At 73.9% G+C, this 18,443-nt stretch carries 13 protein-coding genes; 5 read left to right on the top strand and 8 right to left on the bottom strand.

The annotated features are described in order from the left end of the window. Positions 1-176 precede the first annotated feature (176 nt). The 3 genes from AB0L89_RS33790 to AB0L89_RS33780 all read left to right on the top strand — a co-directional run bounded on the left by AB0L89_RS33790 (position 177) and on the right by AB0L89_RS33780 (position 3,940). On the top strand, positions 177-2,465 hold the full coding sequence (locus tag AB0L89_RS33790) for a heavy metal translocating P-type ATPase (RefSeq protein WP_365149785.1): 2,289 nt from the start codon (positions 177-179) through the stop codon (positions 2,463-2,465). A 129-nt stretch (positions 2,466-2,594) separates the two neighbouring features. Then, positions 2,595-3,284 (top strand): copper homeostasis protein CutC, encoded by a 690-nt coding sequence (locus tag AB0L89_RS33785; RefSeq protein WP_365149782.1) that lies wholly within the window; start codon positions 2,595-2,597, stop codon positions 3,282-3,284. 50 nt (positions 3,285-3,334) lie between these two features. Further along, entirely contained in the window at positions 3,335-3,940 is a 606-nt protein-coding gene (locus AB0L89_RS33780; protein ID WP_365149779.1) for a DUF2165 domain-containing protein, read from the top strand. Positions 3,941-3,947: 7 nt separating this feature from the next. Here AB0L89_RS33780 and AB0L89_RS33775 read toward each other — a convergent pair whose 3' ends face one another. Together AB0L89_RS33775 and AB0L89_RS33770 are read right to left on the bottom strand one after the other, a co-directional pair. After that, positions 3,948-6,014, bottom strand: a complete 2,067-nt coding sequence (locus AB0L89_RS33775; RefSeq protein ID WP_365149776.1) for an ATP-binding domain-containing protein — start codon at positions 6,012-6,014, stop codon at positions 3,948-3,950. 734 nt (positions 6,015-6,748) lie between these two features. Next, entirely contained in the window at positions 6,749-9,268 is a 2,520-nt protein-coding gene (locus AB0L89_RS33770) for a helicase C-terminal domain-containing protein (protein WP_365149773.1), read from the bottom strand. Between the two features lie 177 nt (positions 9,269-9,445). On the opposite strand from AB0L89_RS33770, the gene AB0L89_RS33765 reads away from it, so the two are divergent. After that, positions 9,446-11,089 (top strand): DNA repair helicase XPB, encoded by a 1,644-nt coding sequence (locus tag AB0L89_RS33765; protein ID WP_365149770.1) that lies wholly within the window; start codon positions 9,446-9,448, stop codon positions 11,087-11,089. Between the two features lie 61 nt (positions 11,090-11,150). Here the strand turns inward: AB0L89_RS33765 and AB0L89_RS33760 are convergent, their stop codons facing one another. Together AB0L89_RS33760 and AB0L89_RS33755 are read right to left on the bottom strand one after the other, a co-directional pair. Then, the gene (locus AB0L89_RS33760; protein ID WP_365149767.1) at positions 11,151-11,519 is read right to left on the bottom strand and encodes a hypothetical protein; all 369 of its coding nucleotides are present in this window, start codon (positions 11,517-11,519) and stop codon (positions 11,151-11,153) included. Next, positions 11,464-12,597 (bottom strand): glycosyltransferase 87 family protein, encoded by a 1,134-nt coding sequence (locus AB0L89_RS33755; RefSeq protein ID WP_365149764.1) that lies wholly within the window; start codon positions 12,595-12,597, stop codon positions 11,464-11,466. Before AB0L89_RS33755 ends, AB0L89_RS33760 begins: the two co-directional genes overlap by 56 nt. 746 nt (positions 12,598-13,343) lie before the next feature. Here AB0L89_RS33755 and AB0L89_RS33750 point away from each other — a divergent pair. After that, on the top strand, positions 13,344-14,423 hold the full coding sequence (locus AB0L89_RS33750; RefSeq protein WP_365149761.1) for a hypothetical protein: 1,080 nt from the start codon (positions 13,344-13,346) through the stop codon (positions 14,421-14,423). 1 nt (position 14,424) lies between these two features. Here AB0L89_RS33750 and AB0L89_RS33745 read toward each other — a convergent pair whose 3' ends face one another. The 4 genes from AB0L89_RS33745 to AB0L89_RS33730 form a co-directional block, all read right to left on the bottom strand. Then, positions 14,425-15,405, bottom strand: coding sequence for an iron-siderophore ABC transporter substrate-binding protein (locus tag AB0L89_RS33745; RefSeq protein WP_365150043.1), 981 nt, complete (start codon positions 15,403-15,405; stop codon positions 14,425-14,427). Positions 15,406-15,516: 111 nt separating this feature from the next. Then, a complete protein-coding gene (locus AB0L89_RS33740) occupies positions 15,517-16,341 on the bottom strand; it encodes an ABC transporter ATP-binding protein (protein WP_365149758.1) in 825 nt (274 codons plus the stop codon). Then, on the bottom strand, positions 16,338-17,411 hold the full coding sequence (locus tag AB0L89_RS33735; RefSeq protein WP_365149755.1) for an iron chelate uptake ABC transporter family permease subunit: 1,074 nt from the start codon (positions 17,409-17,411) through the stop codon (positions 16,338-16,340). The genes AB0L89_RS33740 and AB0L89_RS33735 overlap by 4 nt, the downstream gene beginning before the upstream one ends. Next, on the bottom strand, positions 17,408-18,406 hold the full coding sequence (locus AB0L89_RS33730) for an iron ABC transporter permease (RefSeq protein ID WP_365149752.1): 999 nt from the start codon (positions 18,404-18,406) through the stop codon (positions 17,408-17,410). Before AB0L89_RS33730 ends, AB0L89_RS33735 begins: the two co-directional genes overlap by 4 nt. Positions 18,407-18,443: the final 37 nt, after the last annotated feature.

The raw sequence follows: 18,443 nt of genomic DNA, 5'->3' as shown, positions 1-18,443 counted from the left end.
CACGAAGATACCCCCTGGGGGTATGAAGTCAAGTCCTGGATCCCTCTTGCGCTGGGTACCCCCTGGGGGTATACATGGATCTCGTCAGCGGTACCCGCCCCGGGTATCGCGGCACCGGCACCACCGAACCGGGCGACCGCTTCTTCCTCCGCCCACGTCACGAGGAGTCCGCAGAGATGTCCACCACCGCACCCGGCGCCCCCCAGGCGGCGCCCACCGCCGAGGTCGAACTCGCCATCGGTGGCATGACCTGCGCCTCCTGCGCGGCCCGCATCGAGAAGAAGCTCAACCGCATGGACGGCGTCGAGGCGACCGTCAACTACGCCACCGAGAAGGCCAAGGTCAGCTACCGCGGCGCGGACGTCTCCGTGCAGGACCTGATCTCCACGGTCGAGGCCACCGGATACACCGCCCAGGAGCCCGCCCCCGTCCGTACGGAGTCCGGCGCGCAGGGCGACGGCGCCGAGGAGGAGGCCGACGACGGGCTGACGCCGCTGCGCCAGCGCCTGACCGCCGCCGTCCTGCTCTCGGTGCCGGTCATCGCGATGGCGATGGTCCCCGCCCTTCAGTTCGAGTACTGGCAGTGGCTGTCCCTCACGCTGGCGGCACCCGTCGTCACGTACGCGGCCTGGCCCTTCCACAAGGCGGCGTTCACCAACGCCCGGCACGGCGCGGCCACCATGGACACGCTGATCTCGGTCGGCACCTCGGCGGCGTTCCTCTGGTCGCTGTGGGCGCTGTTCTTCGGCACCGCGGGCACCCCGGGCATGACGCACCCCTTCGAGCTGACCATCGAGCGCAGCGACGGCGCGGGGAACATCTACCTGGAGGCCGCGGCCGGTGTCACCGCCTTCATCCTCGCCGGGCGCTACTTCGAGGCCCGCTCCAAGAGGAAGGCCGGCGCGGCCCTGAAGGCGCTGCTCCAGCTCGGCGCCAAGGACGTGACCGTGCTCCGCGAGGGCGGACGCGAAGAGACCATTCCCGTGAGCGAGTTGAAGACCGGCGACCGTTTCCTGGTCCGGCCCGGCGAGAAGATCGCCACGGACGGCAGGGTCGTCGAGGGCTCCTCCGCCGTGGACGCCTCCATGCTCACCGGCGAGTCCGTGCCCGTCGAGGTCGCCACCGGCGACGCGGTCACCGGCGCCACCCTCAACGTCGGCGGACGCCTGGTCGTCGAGGCCACCCGCGTCGGCGCCGACACCCAGCTCGCCCGCATGGCCAAGCTCGTCGAGGACGCCCAGAACGGCAAGGCCGCCGCCCAGCGCCTGGCCGACAAGATCTCCGCGGTGTTCGTGCCCGTCGTCATCGGCCTCGCGCTCGCCACCCTCGGCTTCTGGCTCGGCAACGGCGCGGGCCTGACCGCCGCGTTCACCGCCGCCGTCGCCGTACTGATCATCGCCTGCCCCTGCGCGCTCGGCCTGGCCACCCCGACCGCCCTCATGGTCGGCACCGGCCGCGGCGCCCAGCTCGGCATCCTGATCAAGGGCCCCGAGGTCCTGGAGTCCACCCGCAAGGTCGACACCATCGTCCTGGACAAGACCGGCACCGTCACCACCGGCAAGATGACCCTGCTCGCCGTCCACACCGCCGACAACGCCACCGAGGACGAGGTCCTGCGCCTGGCCGGCGCCCTGGAGCACTCCTCCGAGCACCCCATCGCCCAGGCCGTCGCCGCCGGTGCCGCCGAGCGGGTGGGCGAGCTGCCCGCCCCCGAGGACTTCGCCAACGTCGCGGGCCTCGGCGTCCAGGGCGTCGTCGAGGGCCACGCGGTCCTGGTCGGCCGCACCCAGCTGCTCGCCGAGTGGGCGATCCACCTGCCCGTCGCACTGGAGCGCGCCAAGGCCGAGGCCGAGGCCGCCGGGCGCACCGCCATCGCGGTCGCCTGGGACGGCGAGGCCCGCGCGGTCCTCGAGGTCGCCGACGCGGTGAAGGAGACGAGCCCCGAGGCGATCCGGCGGCTGCGCGCGCTGGGTCTGACCCCGATCCTGCTGACCGGCGACAACAAGGCCGTCGCCGCGTCGGTGGCCGCCGAGGTCGGCATCGCCCCCGAGCACGTCATCGCGGAGGTCATGCCGCAGGACAAGGTCGACGTCGTGAAGCGGCTGCAGGGCGAGGGCCGCAGCGTGGCCATGGTCGGCGACGGCGTGAACGACGCGGCCGCCCTGGCCCAGGCCGACCTGGGCCTGGCGATGGGCACCGGCACGGACGCCGCGATCGAGGCGGGCGACCTGACGCTGGTCCGCGGCGACCTGCGGGCCGCGGCGGACGCCATCAGGCTCTCGCGCCGCACCCTCGGCACGATCAAGTCGAACCTCTTCTGGGCCTTCGCCTACAACGTCGGCGCCCTTCCGCTGGCCGCGTCCGGCCTGCTCAACCCGATGATCGCGGGTGCGGCCATGGCCTTCTCCTCGGTCTTCGTGGTCGGCAACAGCCTCCGGCTGCGGGGGTTCAAGCCACTGTCCTGATCCGTCTCGACGGCCACATCCGCCACCCCGGTGCGAGCGACTCGGCTCGCGCCGGGGTGTTCTGCGCGTAGGGTGGTAATTGGACTAGACCTATGTGACTGGGACCGCGACCAGAAGGAAGAGACATCCATGAGCAAGCGTGCAGTCCTGGAGGTGATCGCCCTCGACGTCGAGGACGCCGTCGCCGCCCAGGCCGGAGGTGCCGACCGCCTCGAGCTGGTGACCGACATGGCCGCGGACGGCCTCACCCCGTCCCGCGAGACCTTCGCCGCGATCCGCGCCGGAGTCGACATCTCGCTGCGCGTGATGCTGCGCCTGGCCGACGGGTTCGCCGCGGGCGACGTCGACGCGCTCGTACGCCGCGCCCGTGAGCTCAGGAGCGAGGGCGCCGACGAGTTCGTGCTCGGCTTCCTCGACGAGGACGGCGGCCCCGACCTCGCGGCCGTCGAGACCGTCGTGGCCGCCCTCGACGGCTGCCGGTGGACCTTCCACCGCGCCATCGACCGCGCCGCCGACCGCGACGCCCTGCGCAAGCAGCTCGCCGACCTGCCCGGCCTGGACACCTACCTCACCGCGGGCTCCGCGGCCGGCGTCGACGACGGCCTGCCCACGCTGCTCGCCGAGGCCGCCCGGCGCGGCGAACCGGGGTACGCCCCGCAGCTCCTGATCGGCGGCGGCCTGCGCCTGGACCACCTGCCCGGCCTGAAGGCCGCCGGCGTCGACGCGTTCCACATCGGCGGCGCCGCGCGCCCCGACGGCTGGTCGGCCCCGGTCTCCGCCGCCGCCGTCGCCCAGTGGCGGGCCGCGGTCGACGATTGATCTTTCCGCCGCGGGGCGCGATACAACTGGATCGACACGGAGGGGACCTCATGCCGACACCAGCTGACAACACGCGTCCCGCGGAGCGGATACTCGCGGCCGGGACGTTGCCCGTCGCCGCGACGCTGCTCACCGGGACGGTCGCGCTCTACATCGCGCTCGTCGCGTTCGGGAACATCACCGACTTCGACTCCAACCAGCAGTTCGTACGCCATGTCCTGGCGATGGACACCACGTTCAAGGACGACGACCTGATGTGGCGGTCGGTGACGTCCACCGGACTGCAGGATGCGGCCTACGTCGGGATCATCGCCTGGGAGACGCTCGCCGCGCTCGTCCTCGGCACCGCGACGGTCCTGTGGGCCCGCGCGCTGCGGCGGCCCGAAGGCCTGCGCCGGGCCCAACGGGCGGGCACCATCGGCCTGTTGATGCTCCTCCTCCTCTTCGGGGTGGGCTTCATCGGCATCGGCGGCGAGTGGTTCGCCATGTGGCAGTCCGAGGACTGGAACGGCCTGGACGCGGCCACGCGCATCGTGACCCTCGCGGGCATCGTGCTCGTCGTGACGCACCTGCCGTCCATGGGGGCGGGCGCCGGAGCGCCGTCCGCCGTGTCCACGGCGGACGGTGCCAAGGGGACCTCGCGGAAGGGCGACTGACCGGGCGTCAGGCCAGCTGCGCGGGCAGTCCGGCCGCGTGCACGACGATCAGGCCGGACACCGCACGGGTCAGCGCCACGTACAGCCGGCGCAGGCCCGTCCGCTCGTCCGGCTCGCCGTCCACCACGGCGGCGGGCTCGTCGAGCACCACGTAGTCGTACTCCAGGCCCTTGGCCAGCGACGCCGGGACCAGCGTGAGCCGGGTGTCCGGCGTGGTCTCCTCGCCGGGGGAGAGGTACGTCAGCCCGGCCGCCGTCAGCGCCTCGGCGAGCGCGGGCACGCGGGCGTCCGCGGCGATGAGCCCGATCGACCCCTCCTGGCGCAGCGCATCGGCGCAGGCCGCCAGGCTCGCGGCGGTCAGCCCGGCGGCGTCCCCGACCCGCCGCACGTCCAGCGAACCCGGCGCCTCACGCACCGAGTCGACCTCCGCCAGGCCCGGCGCGATGTCGGGCAGCAGCCGCGACGCGTACGCGATGACCTCGCGCGGCACACGGAAACCGGCCGTCAGCTCCTCCACGACCGCGTCGCCCTTGCCGAGATGGCCGAGCGCCTGCGCCCAACTCCGCGTCGCCCAGGGCGTGGTGCCCTGCGCGAGATCGCCGAGTACGGTCGCCGAACCGGTCGTGCAGCGCCGCCCCACCGCGCGGTACTGCATGGGGGAGAGGTCCTGCGCCTCGTCGAGCACCACGTGCCCGAGCGAGTGCGTGCGCGAGACGAGATCGCTCGCCTCGTCGATCAGCACGGCGTCCGCGGCCGACCACTTGGCGCTCTTCACGCTCCGCGCGGGCTTCGCCCACAGCACCGTCTTCTGCTCGTCCTCGCTCAGGATCCCCTCGGCGTGCGCCGCGAGGAACTCCGCGTCGGACAGCAGCCGCAGCACCAGCTTCGCCGGGTCGACGGGCGGCCACACGGCCTTCACCGCCGCCTTCACCGCGGCGTTGCGCGCCACCGCGTCCTGCACGCGGTCGTCCGGGGCCTCGCCCGCCTGCTCCATGCGGACGAGGACGGCGTGCGCGATGCGCTGCGGCAGGGCGTCGCGGGCGGCGCCGTAGCGGATGTCGCGGGCCAGCAACTCGCCGACGATCTCCTCCAGTTCGTACGCGGGTACGCGCCAGCGGCGGGATCCCCGCACGACCGCGAGGGGCTCGGTGGGCATCGTCACGTGCGACCGCACGGCCTTGCGCAGCACCTCCGCCATCCTGGCGTCGCCCTTGACCAGGGCGGCGGGCGCCTCGTCCGTGCCGCGCACCTCCACGTGCGCGACCAGGTCGTCGACGGTCGCCTGCTTGACCTCCAGCTCGCCGAGCGCGGGCAGCACCTGCTCGATGTAGTGCAGGAAGGACGCGTTCGGCCCGATGACGAGCGTGCCGGTGCGGGCGAGGCGCTCGCGGTGGGCGTACAGCAGATACGCGACCCGGTGCAGGCCCACGGCCGTCTTGCCCGTCCCCGGACCTCCCTGGACGCACACGCTGCCGCTCAGCCCGCTGCGGACGATCTCGTCCTGCTCGGGCTGGATGGTCGCCACGATGTCCCGCATCGGGCCCACGCGCGGGCGCTCGATCTCCTGCTGGAGCAGCTTGCTCGTCCGCTCGTCCTCGGTGGCGTCGCTGAGGTTCTCGTCCTCGTACGCGGTGAGCTCGCCGCCCGTGTAGCCGAAGCGGCGGCGCAGCGCGATGTCCATCGGGTCCTTCTTGGAGGCCCGGTAGAACGGCTGCGAGACCGGCGCGCGCCAGTCGATGACCATCGGGTCGCCGTCGGCGTCGTGCACGTGGCGCCGCCCGATGTAGAACTGCTCGCCGTCGGCGCCCTCGGCCTGCTCGGCGCCGGGGGCGTGCAGGTAGTCCAGGCGGCCGAAGAACAGCGGCGTGTGGGCCAGATCGGCGAGGGACTTGATCCGCTCGTCGAGCTGCCGTTCCAGGACGGCGGCGTTCACCCAGTTCGCGGTGACGTCGCGGATGTCGAGGGCCTCGGCGTCCTCGCGCATGGCGCGCAGCGCGGAACGGGACGCGGCGAGGTGCCCTCGCTCCCGGGCGAGGGGGTCGGCGGACTGATCAGGGTCGGCGTGCGCATGCACGGGGTGCCTCCGGCGGTTCAGCGGTGTCGTGTGCGGGCCTCTGCTTCGTGCACTGCGTCGGCTGTCTCTCTACCTGCCGACCGGTTACCGACCGGCCGACGGCGCTCCGCGGAGGGAGGCGGGGGAAGGGGGCATCTTAGGCGAGGGGCAGGTGAGGGTGCGAACGAATTCTGGCGGGGCGCCTTGGACGGTGCGCCTTGGGTTCGGCTGTGGGGTGGGGCTGCGGGCGTCTGGCGGGGGCGCCTTGGACGGTGCCGCGCCTTTGCCCGTCTCGGGGGCGGGGCCGCGGGGGTATGTGCGTACTCGCCATCCCTGCGCCCCGCCTCAAGTCCAAAGGCGCTATTGCTGGCTCGGTGCTCCGTTCGCACATACCCCCACGTCCCCTCGGGCCGTAGGGCGGCAACCGGCCGTCGGTGGTCCCTGCTGTGGGCAGGCGTTCCGCAGGGCGAGTGGGGTCTCCCCTGCTCGAGCGAAGCCGAGAGCTTGGGGAAGGGTGGGCACAGCCCCCGGTGCCGGGTGGCGGGAAGTGTGGCTCCCGCTCCGGTGCAGCCGGTCCCGCAGGGCGGTGCGGGGTAAACGGGTGGGTGGGTGGGGAAGGCCCGGCGCGGAGCGCCGGGAAGCGGACGGTGCCGGGCGGCGATGACCGTGGCCCGAGCCCCGGCGCAGCCGGACCGTGCCGGGCGGCGATGAAGGGGGCGCCCGCCCCGGCGCAGCCGGACGGACCCGGCCGGAGGCTAGTCGTCGGCCAGTTCCGCTACACCCGTGATGCGATGCAAGGGATACGTGCGGACCTCGTCCGCCGTGTGGTCGTAGCCCGTGACGAAGCCACCCTCCACCCGGACGGGGGCGATGACCCGCTGACTCGCCGCCCCGTCCGCGTTGACGTAGCCGATCCACACCGCCTCCCCCGTCAGCACCGCGGCCTGCATCGTCGCCAGCGTCTCGGCCGCCGCCGACCGCGGCAGCCCACCCCCCGCCGCCCCCTCGGGCGCGGCCTTGCGCGGCGCCGTGGACGCCACGTCCCCGGCCCGGATCGCCCGCACGGCCGCCGTGATCAGCGTGGCGTCCGGCACCGGAGGCCCGTCCGGCACCGGCTCGGGCGCCGACCGGGGCGGCGTACGCCGGGCGTGCGCGCGCGTGACGAGGACGTCGCCCTCCGGCGACTCGGCGGCCGGCGCGAACCCCATCGCGCGGATCCCGTCGAGCAGCGCGCCCGGGTCCACCTGGGCGGCCAGCACGGTCGGCGCGAGCCGCCGCAGCCGCAGCCCCTGCGCGCGCTTGTCGGCGAGGATCTCGTTGAGCAGCGCCTCGTCGTCGCACCGCACGTACGCGGAGGCCGCCCCGATGCGCAGGTGCCCGTGCCTGCGGGCCACGTCGTCGATCAAGTACGCGAGGGGCTGCGGAACGGGCGTCCGGGAGTGCGCCGCAAGGAACGCGTGCAGGTCGGACGCCGCCTGCCCGGCGTCGAGCGCGCGCCGCACGGACCCGGGCGTGAAGCGGTAGACCGTGGCGCCGCCCTTGGACTCGATGTCGGCGAGCACGGCCAGCGCCTCGGCGAGCGGCCGCTCCAGCGGGCCGGGCGCCACGGCGGTCAGGTCGGCCTGGAGGAGCACGTGGTCGAGGGGCTCGGGCAGCAGCGGCGCGAGGGCCCGCGCGGCACGGGCGGCGGCCAGGGCCTGCTCGGCGGGGGCGTCCGCGTCCGGCCCGCGGCGCCCGGCGCCGCCGCCCGACAGCAGCGCCCTGCCGTGCGCCGACAGCGCGCCCCGGCCCGTGATGCCCAGCAACTCCGCCTCGTCCAGCGTCCACCGGGCGATCCGGTCGCGCAGGTCCCGCGCCCCGGGCGAGGGCCGCTCCCAGCCCAGGCGGGCCAGCACCGCGTCGGGCACCGGCGCCGTGCCCTCGGGAAGCGCGGCGAGCAGCGAAAGGACCCGGTGGCGCACCTCGGGCGCCACCGAGCGGTCCAGGTGCGGGCCGAGCGCGGACAGCGTGCGGTCCTTGCCGTCGCGCCCGCCGACCAGCCCCGCCGTCCGGGTCGCCGCGAGCCACGCCGTGGCCAGCGCCGTCCAGCGCTCGGCCGCGGGCAGCTCCTGCCACTCGTCGTACGCGGGCGTCGCCGCGTACCGCTCGTCGGCCTCGCCGTCGGAGGCCAGCAGGCCCGCCGCGTAGGCCAGTTCGACCCAGAACGCGGCCAGCGGTTCCGCCGCGTCCAGCGCCACCGCCGTCCGCTTCAGGTCCCGCACGCTCAGACCGCCCGCGCGCAGCACCGCGGGGCCGCCCTCGTCCCAGTCCTTGAGGAGTTCCTCGACGGTGGCGAGCGCGGTGTACGCCTGTCCGGCCGCCGTCGCGTCCACAACCTGTGGACGGGTCTCGCGCGCCGCCCCCACGGCCGGCGGCTGCGGCTCGGGCGCGCGCTGTGCCCGGCCCGCGCGCAGGTGCAGCGCGGCCTCGCGGGGCAGGACGACCGTGCCGGGCGCGGTCGGCAGGAGCAGGCCGCGGTCCAGGAGCCAGCGCAGATGACGGGCGGGGTCCGCGGTGACCTGGCCGTAGGGCGGACCCCAGACCAGCCGGGACAGCACCTCCACCGACTCGGCGGGCGCCTCGTCCAGCAGTGCCGACATCCGCCCGCGGTCCGTGAACAGGGCGGTGAGGGACTCGACGGCCGACACCGGGTCGTGCGTGCTCGCCAGCCCGGCCGCCACGACGATGTCCTGCACCCGGGTCGGCGACATTCCGGCCGTGGCCTCGGCGACGGTCGGGCCGAGGCCCGTCGGGGACGGGTGCTGCGGGGTGGGGGCGAGGAGCTCGCGGGCGGTGCGCACCAGCCGCAGCCGGTCGTCGGGGCCCCAGACGAGGGCCTGCTCGTGCAGCGTGCCGAGGGCGCGGCCGAGCGCCTTCTCGATGCCGTCGTCCCCGTCGTCGCCCGCGAGGAGCGCGAGGACCTCGTCGTACGTCGTCGGGTCCTGCGCCACGGCGAGCGTCTCGGCCACCTGCTGCGCGAAGCGGTCGAGGCGGTCGAGGGCGCGGACCACGGAGGCGCGGGTGCCGGCGCGGGTGGCGAGCTGGGTGACGTCGTTGGGGACGGGGCTGAGCAGGTCGGGGCGGGTGTGGAGCAGGGTGGCGAGGGCGTCGTCGTCGCGCGACCGGAGGGCTTCGGCGAGAGAGCGTGGCGCGTCCGCGGGGCGCGGCGGTGTGGGCGCGCCGTCGGGGGCGCTGTCCGTGGCGCTGTCCGTGGGCTGCGGCTCGTCGGTGCTCATCCGGTTCACGTTAGCGGGTCGGAAGAGATCGCCGGCCGCGCGTGTTTCATCGGACCGGGCGCGCTCGTGCGGGCCCGCGGGCGGTGTGCGGAGCCCGGCCGGCCCGGAGGCGAGTCAGCCCTCGGTGCCGGGCCCATGCGGCACACTGGACGTTTGGCCTAAGGAAAGGGCGCTCGCGTGAACGGTCCCCTCATCGTCCAGTCGGACAAGACCCTCCTGCTCGAGGTCGACCACGAGCGGGCCGACGCCTGCCGCCGTGCCATCGCCCCCTTCGCGGAGCTGGAACGGGCTCCCGAGCACATCCACACCTATCGGGTCACCCCGCTGGGCCTGTGGAACGCCCGCGCCGCCGGGCACGACGCCGAGCAGGTCGTGGACGCGCTGGTGGAGTTCTCGCGCTACCCCGTGCCGCACGCGCTGCTCGTCGACGTCGCCGAGACGATGGCGCGCTACGGCCGCCTCACCCTCTCCAAGCACCCCGTCCACGGGCTCGTCCTCACCACCACCGACCGGCCGGTCCTAGAGGAGATCCTCCGCTCCAAGAAGATCCAGCCGCTCGTCGGCACCCGGGTCGATCCGGACACCGTCGTCGTGCACCCCTCAGAGCGCGGCCAGATCAAGCAGACGCTCCTCAAGCTCGGCTGGCCCGCCGAGGACCTCGCCGGATACGTCGACGGCGAGGCGCACAAGATCGACCTCGACGAGAGCGGCTGGTCGCTGCGGCCCTACCAGCAGCAGGCCGTCGAGGGCTTCTGGCACGGCGGGAGCGGGGTCGTCGTGCTGCCCTGCGGCGCGGGCAAGACCCTCGTCGGCGCCGGTGCCATGGCCCAGGCCAAGGCCACCACGCTCATCCTCGTCACCAACACCGTCTCCGCCCGCCAGTGGAAGCACGAGCTGGTCAAGCGGACGTCGCTGACGGAGGACGAGATCGGTGAGTACAGCGGTACGAAGAAGGAGATCCGGCCGGTCACCATCGCCACGTACCAGGTCCTCACGACGAAGCGGAAGGGCATCTACCCGCACCTGGAGCTCTTCGACTCCCGCGACTGGGGCCTGATCGTGTACGACGAGGTGCACCTGCTGCCCGCGCCCGTCTTCAAGTTCACCGCCGACCTCCAGGCGCGCCGCCGCCTCGGGCTCACCGCGACCCTCGTGCGCGAGGACGGGCGCGAGTCCGACGTCTTCTCGCTCATCGGGCCCAAGCGGTTCGACGCCCCGTGGAAGGAGATCGAGGCGCAGGGCTACATCGCGCCCGCCGACTGCGTCGAGGTGCGGGTCAACCTCACGGACAGCGAGCGGCTCGCGTACGCCACCGCGGAGGCCGAGGAGAAGTACCGCTTCTGCGCGACGACCGCGACCAAGCGGAAGGTGACGGAGGCGCTCGTCAAGAAGCACGCCGGGGAGCAGACCCTCGTCATCGGCCAGTACATCGACCAGCTCGACGAGCTGGGCGCCCACTTGGACGCCCCCGTCATCAAGGGCGAGACGACGAACGCACAGCGCGAGAAGCTCTTCGACGCGTTCCGCGAGGGCGAGATCAGCGTGCTGGTCGTCTCCAAGGTCGCCAACTTCTCCATCGACCTGCCGGAGGCCACCGTCGCCATCCAGGTGTCGGGCACGTTCGGCTCCCGGCAGGAGGAGGCACAGCGGCTCGGCCGGGTGCTGCGGCCGAAGGCGGACGGCCACGAGGCCCGCTTCTACTCGGTGGTGGCGCGGGACACGATCGACCAGGACTTCGCGGCGCACCGCCAGCGGTTCCTCGCCGAGCAGGGGTACGCGTACCGGATCGTGGACGCGGACGAGCTGCTCAGCGGCGGCTGAGGCGCGGGTGGGGCGCTGTTGGGGCGCGGCCCGGTGACGGCCCGGCCCGGGTCCCGGGGGGTCAGCCCCCGGACAGGATGCCTGCCGGGACCGCCACGACCGCCGTGGCGGCGAACGCCGTCCGCAGCCACGCCGCACGCGAGTCGCGCGGCGTGAGCCAGGCCGCCGCCAGGCAGCCGAGGCCCGCGAACAGCGCCAGCAGGTAGCGGGCCAGCAGGTCCTGGTGCTGCCGCGACGACGCGCCGCCGAGCTCCGCGTCGAGCTCCACCAGGAACCAGCCGAGCGTCAGGAGCAGCAGCACGACGGGGGTCGCCAGGGCCGGTCCGAGGATGCGGGACGGGGGCGGTACGGGGTGCGCGGCGGCGTGGGCCGCGTTACGGGCGGCCCACGCCGCGCGCGACTCCGTCGTGGCTTCTGCTTCCGTGTCCATGGGGCGAGTCAATCCCCGGGCGGGGGTGCGGCACCTCTGTCCGCGTACTCAGGTACGTACTCAACATCGGCAGCAGCGCGAGCGCGAGCAGCGCGTACGGCGACGCCAACGGCTGCTGCCACCACGGCAGTCGCAGGTCCAGGTCGCCCTGGTGCGGGAGCAGCCAGAACGTACGGGCCGTGAAGAGCGCGGCCACGGCGACGGCGAGGCGGGGCCTGCCCTCGGCGGCCAGGAGGGCGAGCAGCGGTACGCACCACACCCAGTGGTGGGACCAGCTGATGGGGGAGACCAGCAGGGCCGTGAACGCGGTCACGAGCAGGGCGTGGGGCTCCGCCCCGGCCGTCCTGCGGGCGAGCCACAGCCCCGCCACGGCCGTCAGCGCGGCGGGGGCCGCCCAGGCGAGGCCCGGTTCCGCGGTGTGCAGGACGCGGGCGATCAGCCCCTGCAACGACTGGTTGTCGACGATCCACGCCTTGCCGACCCGGCCCGTCTCGAAGACGCGCCGGGTCCAGAACTCCACGCTGGCGGCGGGCAGTACGAGCGCGCCGAGCAGCACGGTCCCGGCGAAGGACGCGGTGGCGGTGCGGGCGTCGCGGGTGCGGCCGGTGAGGAAGAGGTACGCGATGAAGACGGCGGGGGTCAGCTTGATCCCGGCCGCGATGCCGACCGCGACGCCTCTGGCCCGGGTGCGTCCGGCCCGGGTGCCGGGCGGGCGGGTGAGGTCCCAGAGGACCAGGCAGGCCAGTGCCAGATTGATCTGTCCGAACAGGACGGTCTGGAAGACGGGTTCGAGCCAGAGGGCCAGGGCGGTGGCGGCGCAGAGGTGCGCGGGGCGGAGGGGGAGACGGCCGGTGAGGGTGCGGGAGAGGTGGATGAGGAGGGCGAGGAGGGCGATGTTGCCGAGGAGGAAGGTGAGTTTGAGGGCGGGGAGGGGGAGCCAGGTCGTCGGCACGAAGAGGAGCGCGGCGAACGGGGGGTAGGTGGCGGGGAGTTCCCACCGGGTGACGGTGAATCCGTAGAGGTCGTCGCCGTGGACGACGGCGGCGCCTTCGGCCCGGTAGACGAGGGCGTCGGCCATGGGCAGCCCGTGCGCCCCACAAACCACCCCGAGCCCACAGACCGCCCCCACCACCAACAACCCCACCCCGACCCCGAAGGGTGACGGCACCGCTACTCTCCGTACTCTCACGCCGGCTGACCCTACCGCGCCCGACACGGGCGTCTGGCGGGGCGCCTTGGGCTGGTCCGCCTTTTCCCGTCTCGGGGGCGGGGCCGCGGGGGTATGTGCGTACTCGCCATCCCTGCGCCCCGCCTCAAGTCCAAAGACGCCAGAGCTGGCTCGGTGCTCCGTTCGCACATACCCCCACGTCCCCTCGGGCCGGTCGGGCGCGTGCGGCCCGGTGGGGGTCGGTGTGCCCGCGCTGCGGCCGGTTGGCAGCAGACCGCTCCTGCTGTGGTCGACGGCGCGGTGGGCATCTGGCCGCCCCCGCTGTGGGCGGCGGCACGGTGGTGAACTGGCCGCTCTCGCTGTGGGCAGGCGTTCCGCAGGGCGGAACGGGTGGGCACAGCCCCCGGTGCCGGGCGGCGACAAGTGTGGCCCCAGCCCCGGCGCAGCCGGACGGTGCCGGGCGGCGATAAGTGTGGCTCCAGCCCGGCGTAGCCGACCCGTGCCGGGCAGCGATGAAGGAGGCACCCACCCCGGCGCAGGCGGGGAAGAACCCCGGCGCCGGGCGGCGATGACCGTGGCTCAAGCCCCGGCGCAGCCGGGACGCGGTACCGTCTGGCGAGGCGGGGGATCAACGGACCTGCCCCGGAGGGGACTTCGTGGGGATCGAGAGCGACCAGCTGGTCTACGACTATCTGAGCCGGGTCGGCGACCTGGCCCAGCAGCACCAGCTGCCATCCGGCACAAGAATGCGCCTGGTCTCCGACCTCAGGACCCGCATCGACCGCAGCCGCTCCAAGTCCCCCCTGGACACCCCCGCCGCGGTCCGCCGCATCCTCGCCCGCCTCGGCACCCCCGAGGAAGTCGTCGAGGCCGCGGGCGACGCGCCCCCGGCGACGGCGCAGGACACGCCCCGCGCCGCGGTACCGCGCCAGCGCTCCGGCAGGCCACGCCTCCGCAAGGAGGCGGAGGAGGGCGACGGAGCGGAGGAGGAGACCCCGACCGCCGGGCGGCTGCGTCGCATCGTCCCCCGCCCCCGCCGCACCACCGCCCCCGACTCCCCGCAGTCCCCCGCCCCCGAGCCGGGCCTCCCGCCGCAGCCCTCGCCCCCGCACCTCGCCGGCACCGACGAACTGGGCCCCAGCGGCTCGGAGCCGGACTGGTGGCGCGTGGACAGCAGCCCGTTCGGCCTCGCGGACAGCGTCCCCGGCTTCGTCGGCGGCGTGGAGATCCCCGAGATACTCAAGCCCCCGCCGGGCAAGGACGACGACCCCCTCCGCAAGGAGACCGGGAGGGGAGAGGACGAGGGAGACGGGGAGGACGGCGAGGACGGCGAGGAGGAGGCGGTCGAGGAAGCGCCTCGGCGGCGCTGGGTGCCGCGCCTGCCCCGTACCGGCGGCGGACTCGCCAACCCCCTCCTCGTCCTCGCCGCCGCGCTCCTCACCGTCGGCGCCGTCCTCGGCAACTGGCTCGCCCTGGGCGGCGGCTGGCTGATCGCCTACTCCTCCCGCAAACTCACCCGCGCCGAGGCCAAGTGGGCCGCCCTGGGCCTGCCGGGGCTCGTCGCGGCCGCCGGGATCACCTGGCTGTGGGGGCGCGGCGAGGGCCGCTGGGGCGACCCGATCCGCGACGGACACATGAGCGACGCCATCGCCGGGACCTGGCCGTGGGTCGTGCGCGGCGCGGCCGTCGCCTCCGCGCTCTTCCTGCTGTGGAGGTCGCAGCGGCAACGGCCGTGAGTCAGTCCTTCTCCGTCAGGTCCGCCCGCAGCTCGTCGAGGATCTTCGCCGCCGCCGTGTAGCCGATGCCCTGGATCCACAGCTCGTCGTCGACGGTGTGGACGTTGCCCGACTTGACCGCCTTCATGTTCTTCCACAGGCCGCTGTCCACGGTCTGCGTCTCCTTCGCCTTCTTCGGATCGCCGTACGTGGACCGGAAGATGACGTCCGTGTCCGCGAGGTCGATCTTCTCGGGGGACAGGTCGTAGGAGAAGCCGTCCTTGGCCTTCGCGGAGATCGGCGCGCGGCCGAGGCCGACGTCCTTGAGGATCGTGGCGATGTAGCTCTGCTCGCCATAGAGGCGGATGTCGGCGCCCTCCATGAAGCGCAGGACGTTGACCTCGGTCTGCGCGGCCTTCGCGGTGCCGCCGATGGCCCGGGTGACCTTCTCGGTGTGCGCGGTGTAGTCGGCGACGGCCTTCTTCGCCTCGTCCTGGCGGCCCAGCGCCTCGGCGTGCACCTGGAAGTTCTCCTTCCAGGGGTATCCGGTCGTCTCCGTCATGACGGTCGGCGCGATCTTCTTGAGCTGGTCGTACTTCGCGGCGTGGCGGATCTTGGAGGTCAGGATCAGGTCGGGCTTGAGCCCGGCGATGGCCTCCATGTTGGGGTTCATCATCTCGCCGACGTCCTCGATGCCGCTGACCTTGTCCTTGGGCAGGTAACCCAGGAAGCCCGAGGACGCCTCGACGTGGGTGGAGCCGACCGGCTTCACGCCCAGGGTGATGGCGGAGTCCAGTTCGGCGGTGTCGAGGACGACGACCCGCTTGGGGCTCACGGGCACCCGCACGTCGCCCATGGCCGTCCTGACGGTGTGCGTCCTTCCGGAGCCGGAGTCCTCGCCGGAGCCGGAGGAACCGCAGGCGGACAGGGCCAGCGCGCCGGTCAGGGCGAGGGCGCCCGCGGTGAGGGAGCGGCGGCGCAGCGGGGAGCGGAGGTGGGTCATGGCGTTGCCTTTCGTGCGGACCATGGCGTTGCCTTTCGGGGGCGGGCCGGGCGGCTCGGACGGGGGTGCCGGTGACGACTCGTGCGGGGTGCCGCCGGGTGGGGCGGCGGTTCAGGCGGGGGTGCCGGTGGGGGCGGGCGCGGTCGCGGACCACGGCGCCCCGGGGACGACCAGGGGGGAGCCGGTCACGGGGTCCGGCACCACCACGCACTCCAGGCCGAAGACCTCGCGCACGAGTTCCTCGGTGACGACCTTCGAGGGGGCTCCCTCGGCGACGACCTCGCCGGCCTTCATGGCGACGAGGTGGTCGGCGTAGCGCGCGGCCTGGTTCAGGTCGTGCAGGACGACGACGACCGTGCGGCCGCGGTCGTGGTTCAGCTGGCGTACGAGGTCGAGGACCTCCACCTGGTGGGAGATGTCCAGGTAGGTCGTCGGCTCGTCCAGGAGGAGCAGGTCCGTGTCCTGGGCCAGGGCCATGGCGATCCACACGCGCTGGCGCTGGCCGCCGGAGAGCTCGTCGACGGAGCGTTCGGCGAGCGCGGCCACGTCGGTGCGCTCCATCGCCTCCGTCACCGCCCTCTCGTCCTCGTCGGACCACTGCTGCCACCAGTGCTGGTGCGGCTGGCGGCCGCGCGCGACCAGGTCGGCGACGGTGATCGCCTCGGGCGCCACGGGCGTCTGCGGGAGCAGCCCGATCTGCTGGGCGATCTTCTTGGTGGGCAGCTTGGCGAGGGCCTCGCCGTCCAGCAGGACCGCGCCGCTCCTGGGCTTCAGGAGCCGGCCGAGGGCGCGCAGCGTCGTGGACTTGCCGCAGGCGTTGGGGCCGACGATCACGGTGACCCTGCCGTCGGGGATCGCGAGGTCGAGGCGGTCGACGACCGTGCGGTCCTCGTAGGCGAGGGTCAGCTCGCGGGCCGTAAGGCGGGCGGCTGTCACGACGTGCCTCCATTGCGGACGGAGCGGCTGCGGATGATCAGCCAGATCAGGTACGGGGCGCCGACGGCCGCCGTCAGGACGCCGACGGGCAGTTCGGTCGGCGAGAACAGGCGGCGGGCGAGCAGGTCCGCGAGGACCACGATCAGGGCGCCGAGCAGGGCCGAGCACAGCAGCGGGATCTGTGCGGTGCGGGTGAGGCGGCGGGCGATCTGCGGGGCCAGGAGCGCCACGAAGTCGACGGGTCCGGCCGCGCCGGTCGCCACGGAGGCGAGGACGACGCCGAGCAGGACGAGACCGAGGCGTACGTGTCCCAGGCGCACCCCGAGCGCCGTCGCCGTGTCGTCGTCCATGGTGACCGAGCGCTGCGCGCGGGCCGCCCACAGGACGAAGGGGAGCAGGACGAGCAGGGTCAGGCCGAGCGGGTTCGCCTCGGCCCAGCCGCGGCCGTTGAGGGAGCCCGTCATCCAGATCTGCGCCTGCTGGGCGACGAGGTAGTCGCCCTTCGTCATGAAGAGCGTCGTCACCGAGCGCAGCGCGATCGCGAAGCCGATGCCGATCAGGACGAAGCGGGTCGCGTGCAGGCCGCCGCGCCAGGCGAAGACGTAGACGAGGGCGGCCGCGGCGATGCCGCCGGCGACGGAGAGGTAGGGGAGCACCGTGTACGAGGTGATCCCGAAGGTCATCGCGCCGACGGTGAGCGCGCTCGCGCCCTGGCTGATGCCGATGATGTCGGGGCTGGCGAGCGGGTTGCGGGCGACGGTCTGGATGAGCGCCCCGGCCACGCCGAACGCGGCGCCGACGAGCAGGCCCACCACCATGCGCGGTTCGCGCAGCGTGCCCACGACCAGCTCGTCGGCGGAGGGCTGCCCGAAGACGACCTTCAGGGCCTCGACGGGACGTACGAAGGACTCGCCGACGCAGAGGTAGGCGAGGCAGCTCGCGGCGAGCAGGACGGCGAGGAGGGCCGCCACCGCGGCGGCCCGCCGGTGCACCAGGAAGGCCGCCCCGCGCACGCGCAGCACCGCGTATCCGGCGGGCCGGATCGGGGGCCGGGTGGTCACCGCGGTCATGCCGCCACCGCCTTCCTGCGGACGAGGGTGACGAGGAAGGGCACCCCGATGAGCGCGGTCATCACGCCCGCGGGGACCTCGCTCGGCGGGAAGACGATCCGTCCGACCGTGTCGGAGACCAGCAGCATCACGGGCCCGAGGACGGCGGCCATCGGCAGCACCCAGCGGTGGTCGCTGCCGACGATCGCGCGGGCGATGTGCGGGACGGCCAGGCCGATGAAGGCGATGGGGCCCGCGGCGGCGACGCCCGCGCCGGTGAGGACGGTCGCGCCGAGCCCGCCGACGACGCGGACCGCCGCGACGTTCTGGCCGAGGCCCTTGGCCACGTCCTCGCCGAGCGCCAGCGCGTCCAGGCCGCGCGCGACCGAGACGACGAGGACCACGCCCACGAGCAGGAACGGCCAGATCTGGCCGACGATCTCGGCGTCGCGCCCGGAGAGCGAGCCGACCTGCCAGAAGCGGAACTCGTCGAGCGCGGACGCCTTGGTGGTGAGGATCGCGGTCGTCACGGAGACGAGGAGGGCGTTGATCGCGGCGCCGCCGAGCGCGAGTTTCACGGGGGTCGCCCCGCCCCGGCCGCTGGAGGCGATGGCGTAGACGGCGACCGACGCGAGTCCGGCGCCCACGAACGCCCACCAGACGTATCCGGTCAGTGTGTGCACCCCGGCGAAGGCGATGGCGAGGACGACGCCCACCGAGGCGCCCTGGCTGATGCCGAGGATGCCGGGGTCGGCGATGGGGTTGCGGGTGATGCCCTGGAGGACCGTGCCGGCCAGGGCGAGCGCGGCGCCCACCATCAGGCCGATCGCGGTGCGCGGCACCCGCATCTCGCGGATCACCTCGGCGGCGTCGCTGTGCCCGCCGTGCAGCAGCGCGTCCAGGACGGCGGACGGGGCGATCGCGCGGGCGCCGACGGCGAGGCTGAGCAGGACCGCGAGCAGCAGGGCCACGACGGCCGCCGTCATCAGGACGGCGCGTCTGACGGGCACACGCATCGGCTGAGCTCGTTTCACGGGGAGTCGGTAAGGCTTG

This window comes from Streptomyces sp. NPDC052114, from assembly GCF_040680155.1.
In the GTDB taxonomy this organism is placed as follows: Bacteria; Actinomycetota; Actinomycetes; order Streptomycetales; family Streptomycetaceae; genus Streptomyces.
This window is presented reverse-complemented; position numbering and strand designations above follow the sequence as displayed.

Coding starts and splice junctions, on each gene's coding strand:
- AB0L89_RS33790 (WP_365149785.1), top strand. CDS start 177: ATGTCCACCACCGCACCCGGCGCCCCCCAGGCGGCGCCCACCGCCGAG.
- AB0L89_RS33785 (WP_365149782.1), top strand. CDS start 2,595: ATGAGCAAGCGTGCAGTCCTGGAGGTGATCGCCCTCGACGTCGAGGAC.
- AB0L89_RS33780 (WP_365149779.1), top strand. CDS start 3,335: ATGCCGACACCAGCTGACAACACGCGTCCCGCGGAGCGGATACTCGCG.
- AB0L89_RS33770 (WP_365149773.1), bottom strand. CDS start 9,268: ATGAGCACCGACGAGCCGCAGCCCACGGACAGCGCCACGGACAGCGCC.
- AB0L89_RS33760 (WP_365149767.1), bottom strand. CDS start 11,519: ATGGACACGGAAGCAGAAGCCACGACGGAGTCGCGCGCGGCGTGGGCC.
- AB0L89_RS33755 (WP_365149764.1), bottom strand. CDS start 12,597: ATGGCCGACGCCCTCGTCTACCGGGCCGAAGGCGCCGCCGTCGTCCAC.
- AB0L89_RS33745 (WP_365150043.1), bottom strand. CDS start 15,405: ATGACCCACCTCCGCTCCCCGCTGCGCCGCCGCTCCCTCACCGCGGGC.
- AB0L89_RS33735 (WP_365149755.1), bottom strand. CDS start 17,411: ATGACCGCGGTGACCACCCGGCCCCCGATCCGGCCCGCCGGATACGCG.
- AB0L89_RS33730 (WP_365149752.1), bottom strand. CDS start 18,406: ATGCGTGTGCCCGTCAGACGCGCCGTCCTGATGACGGCGGCCGTCGTG.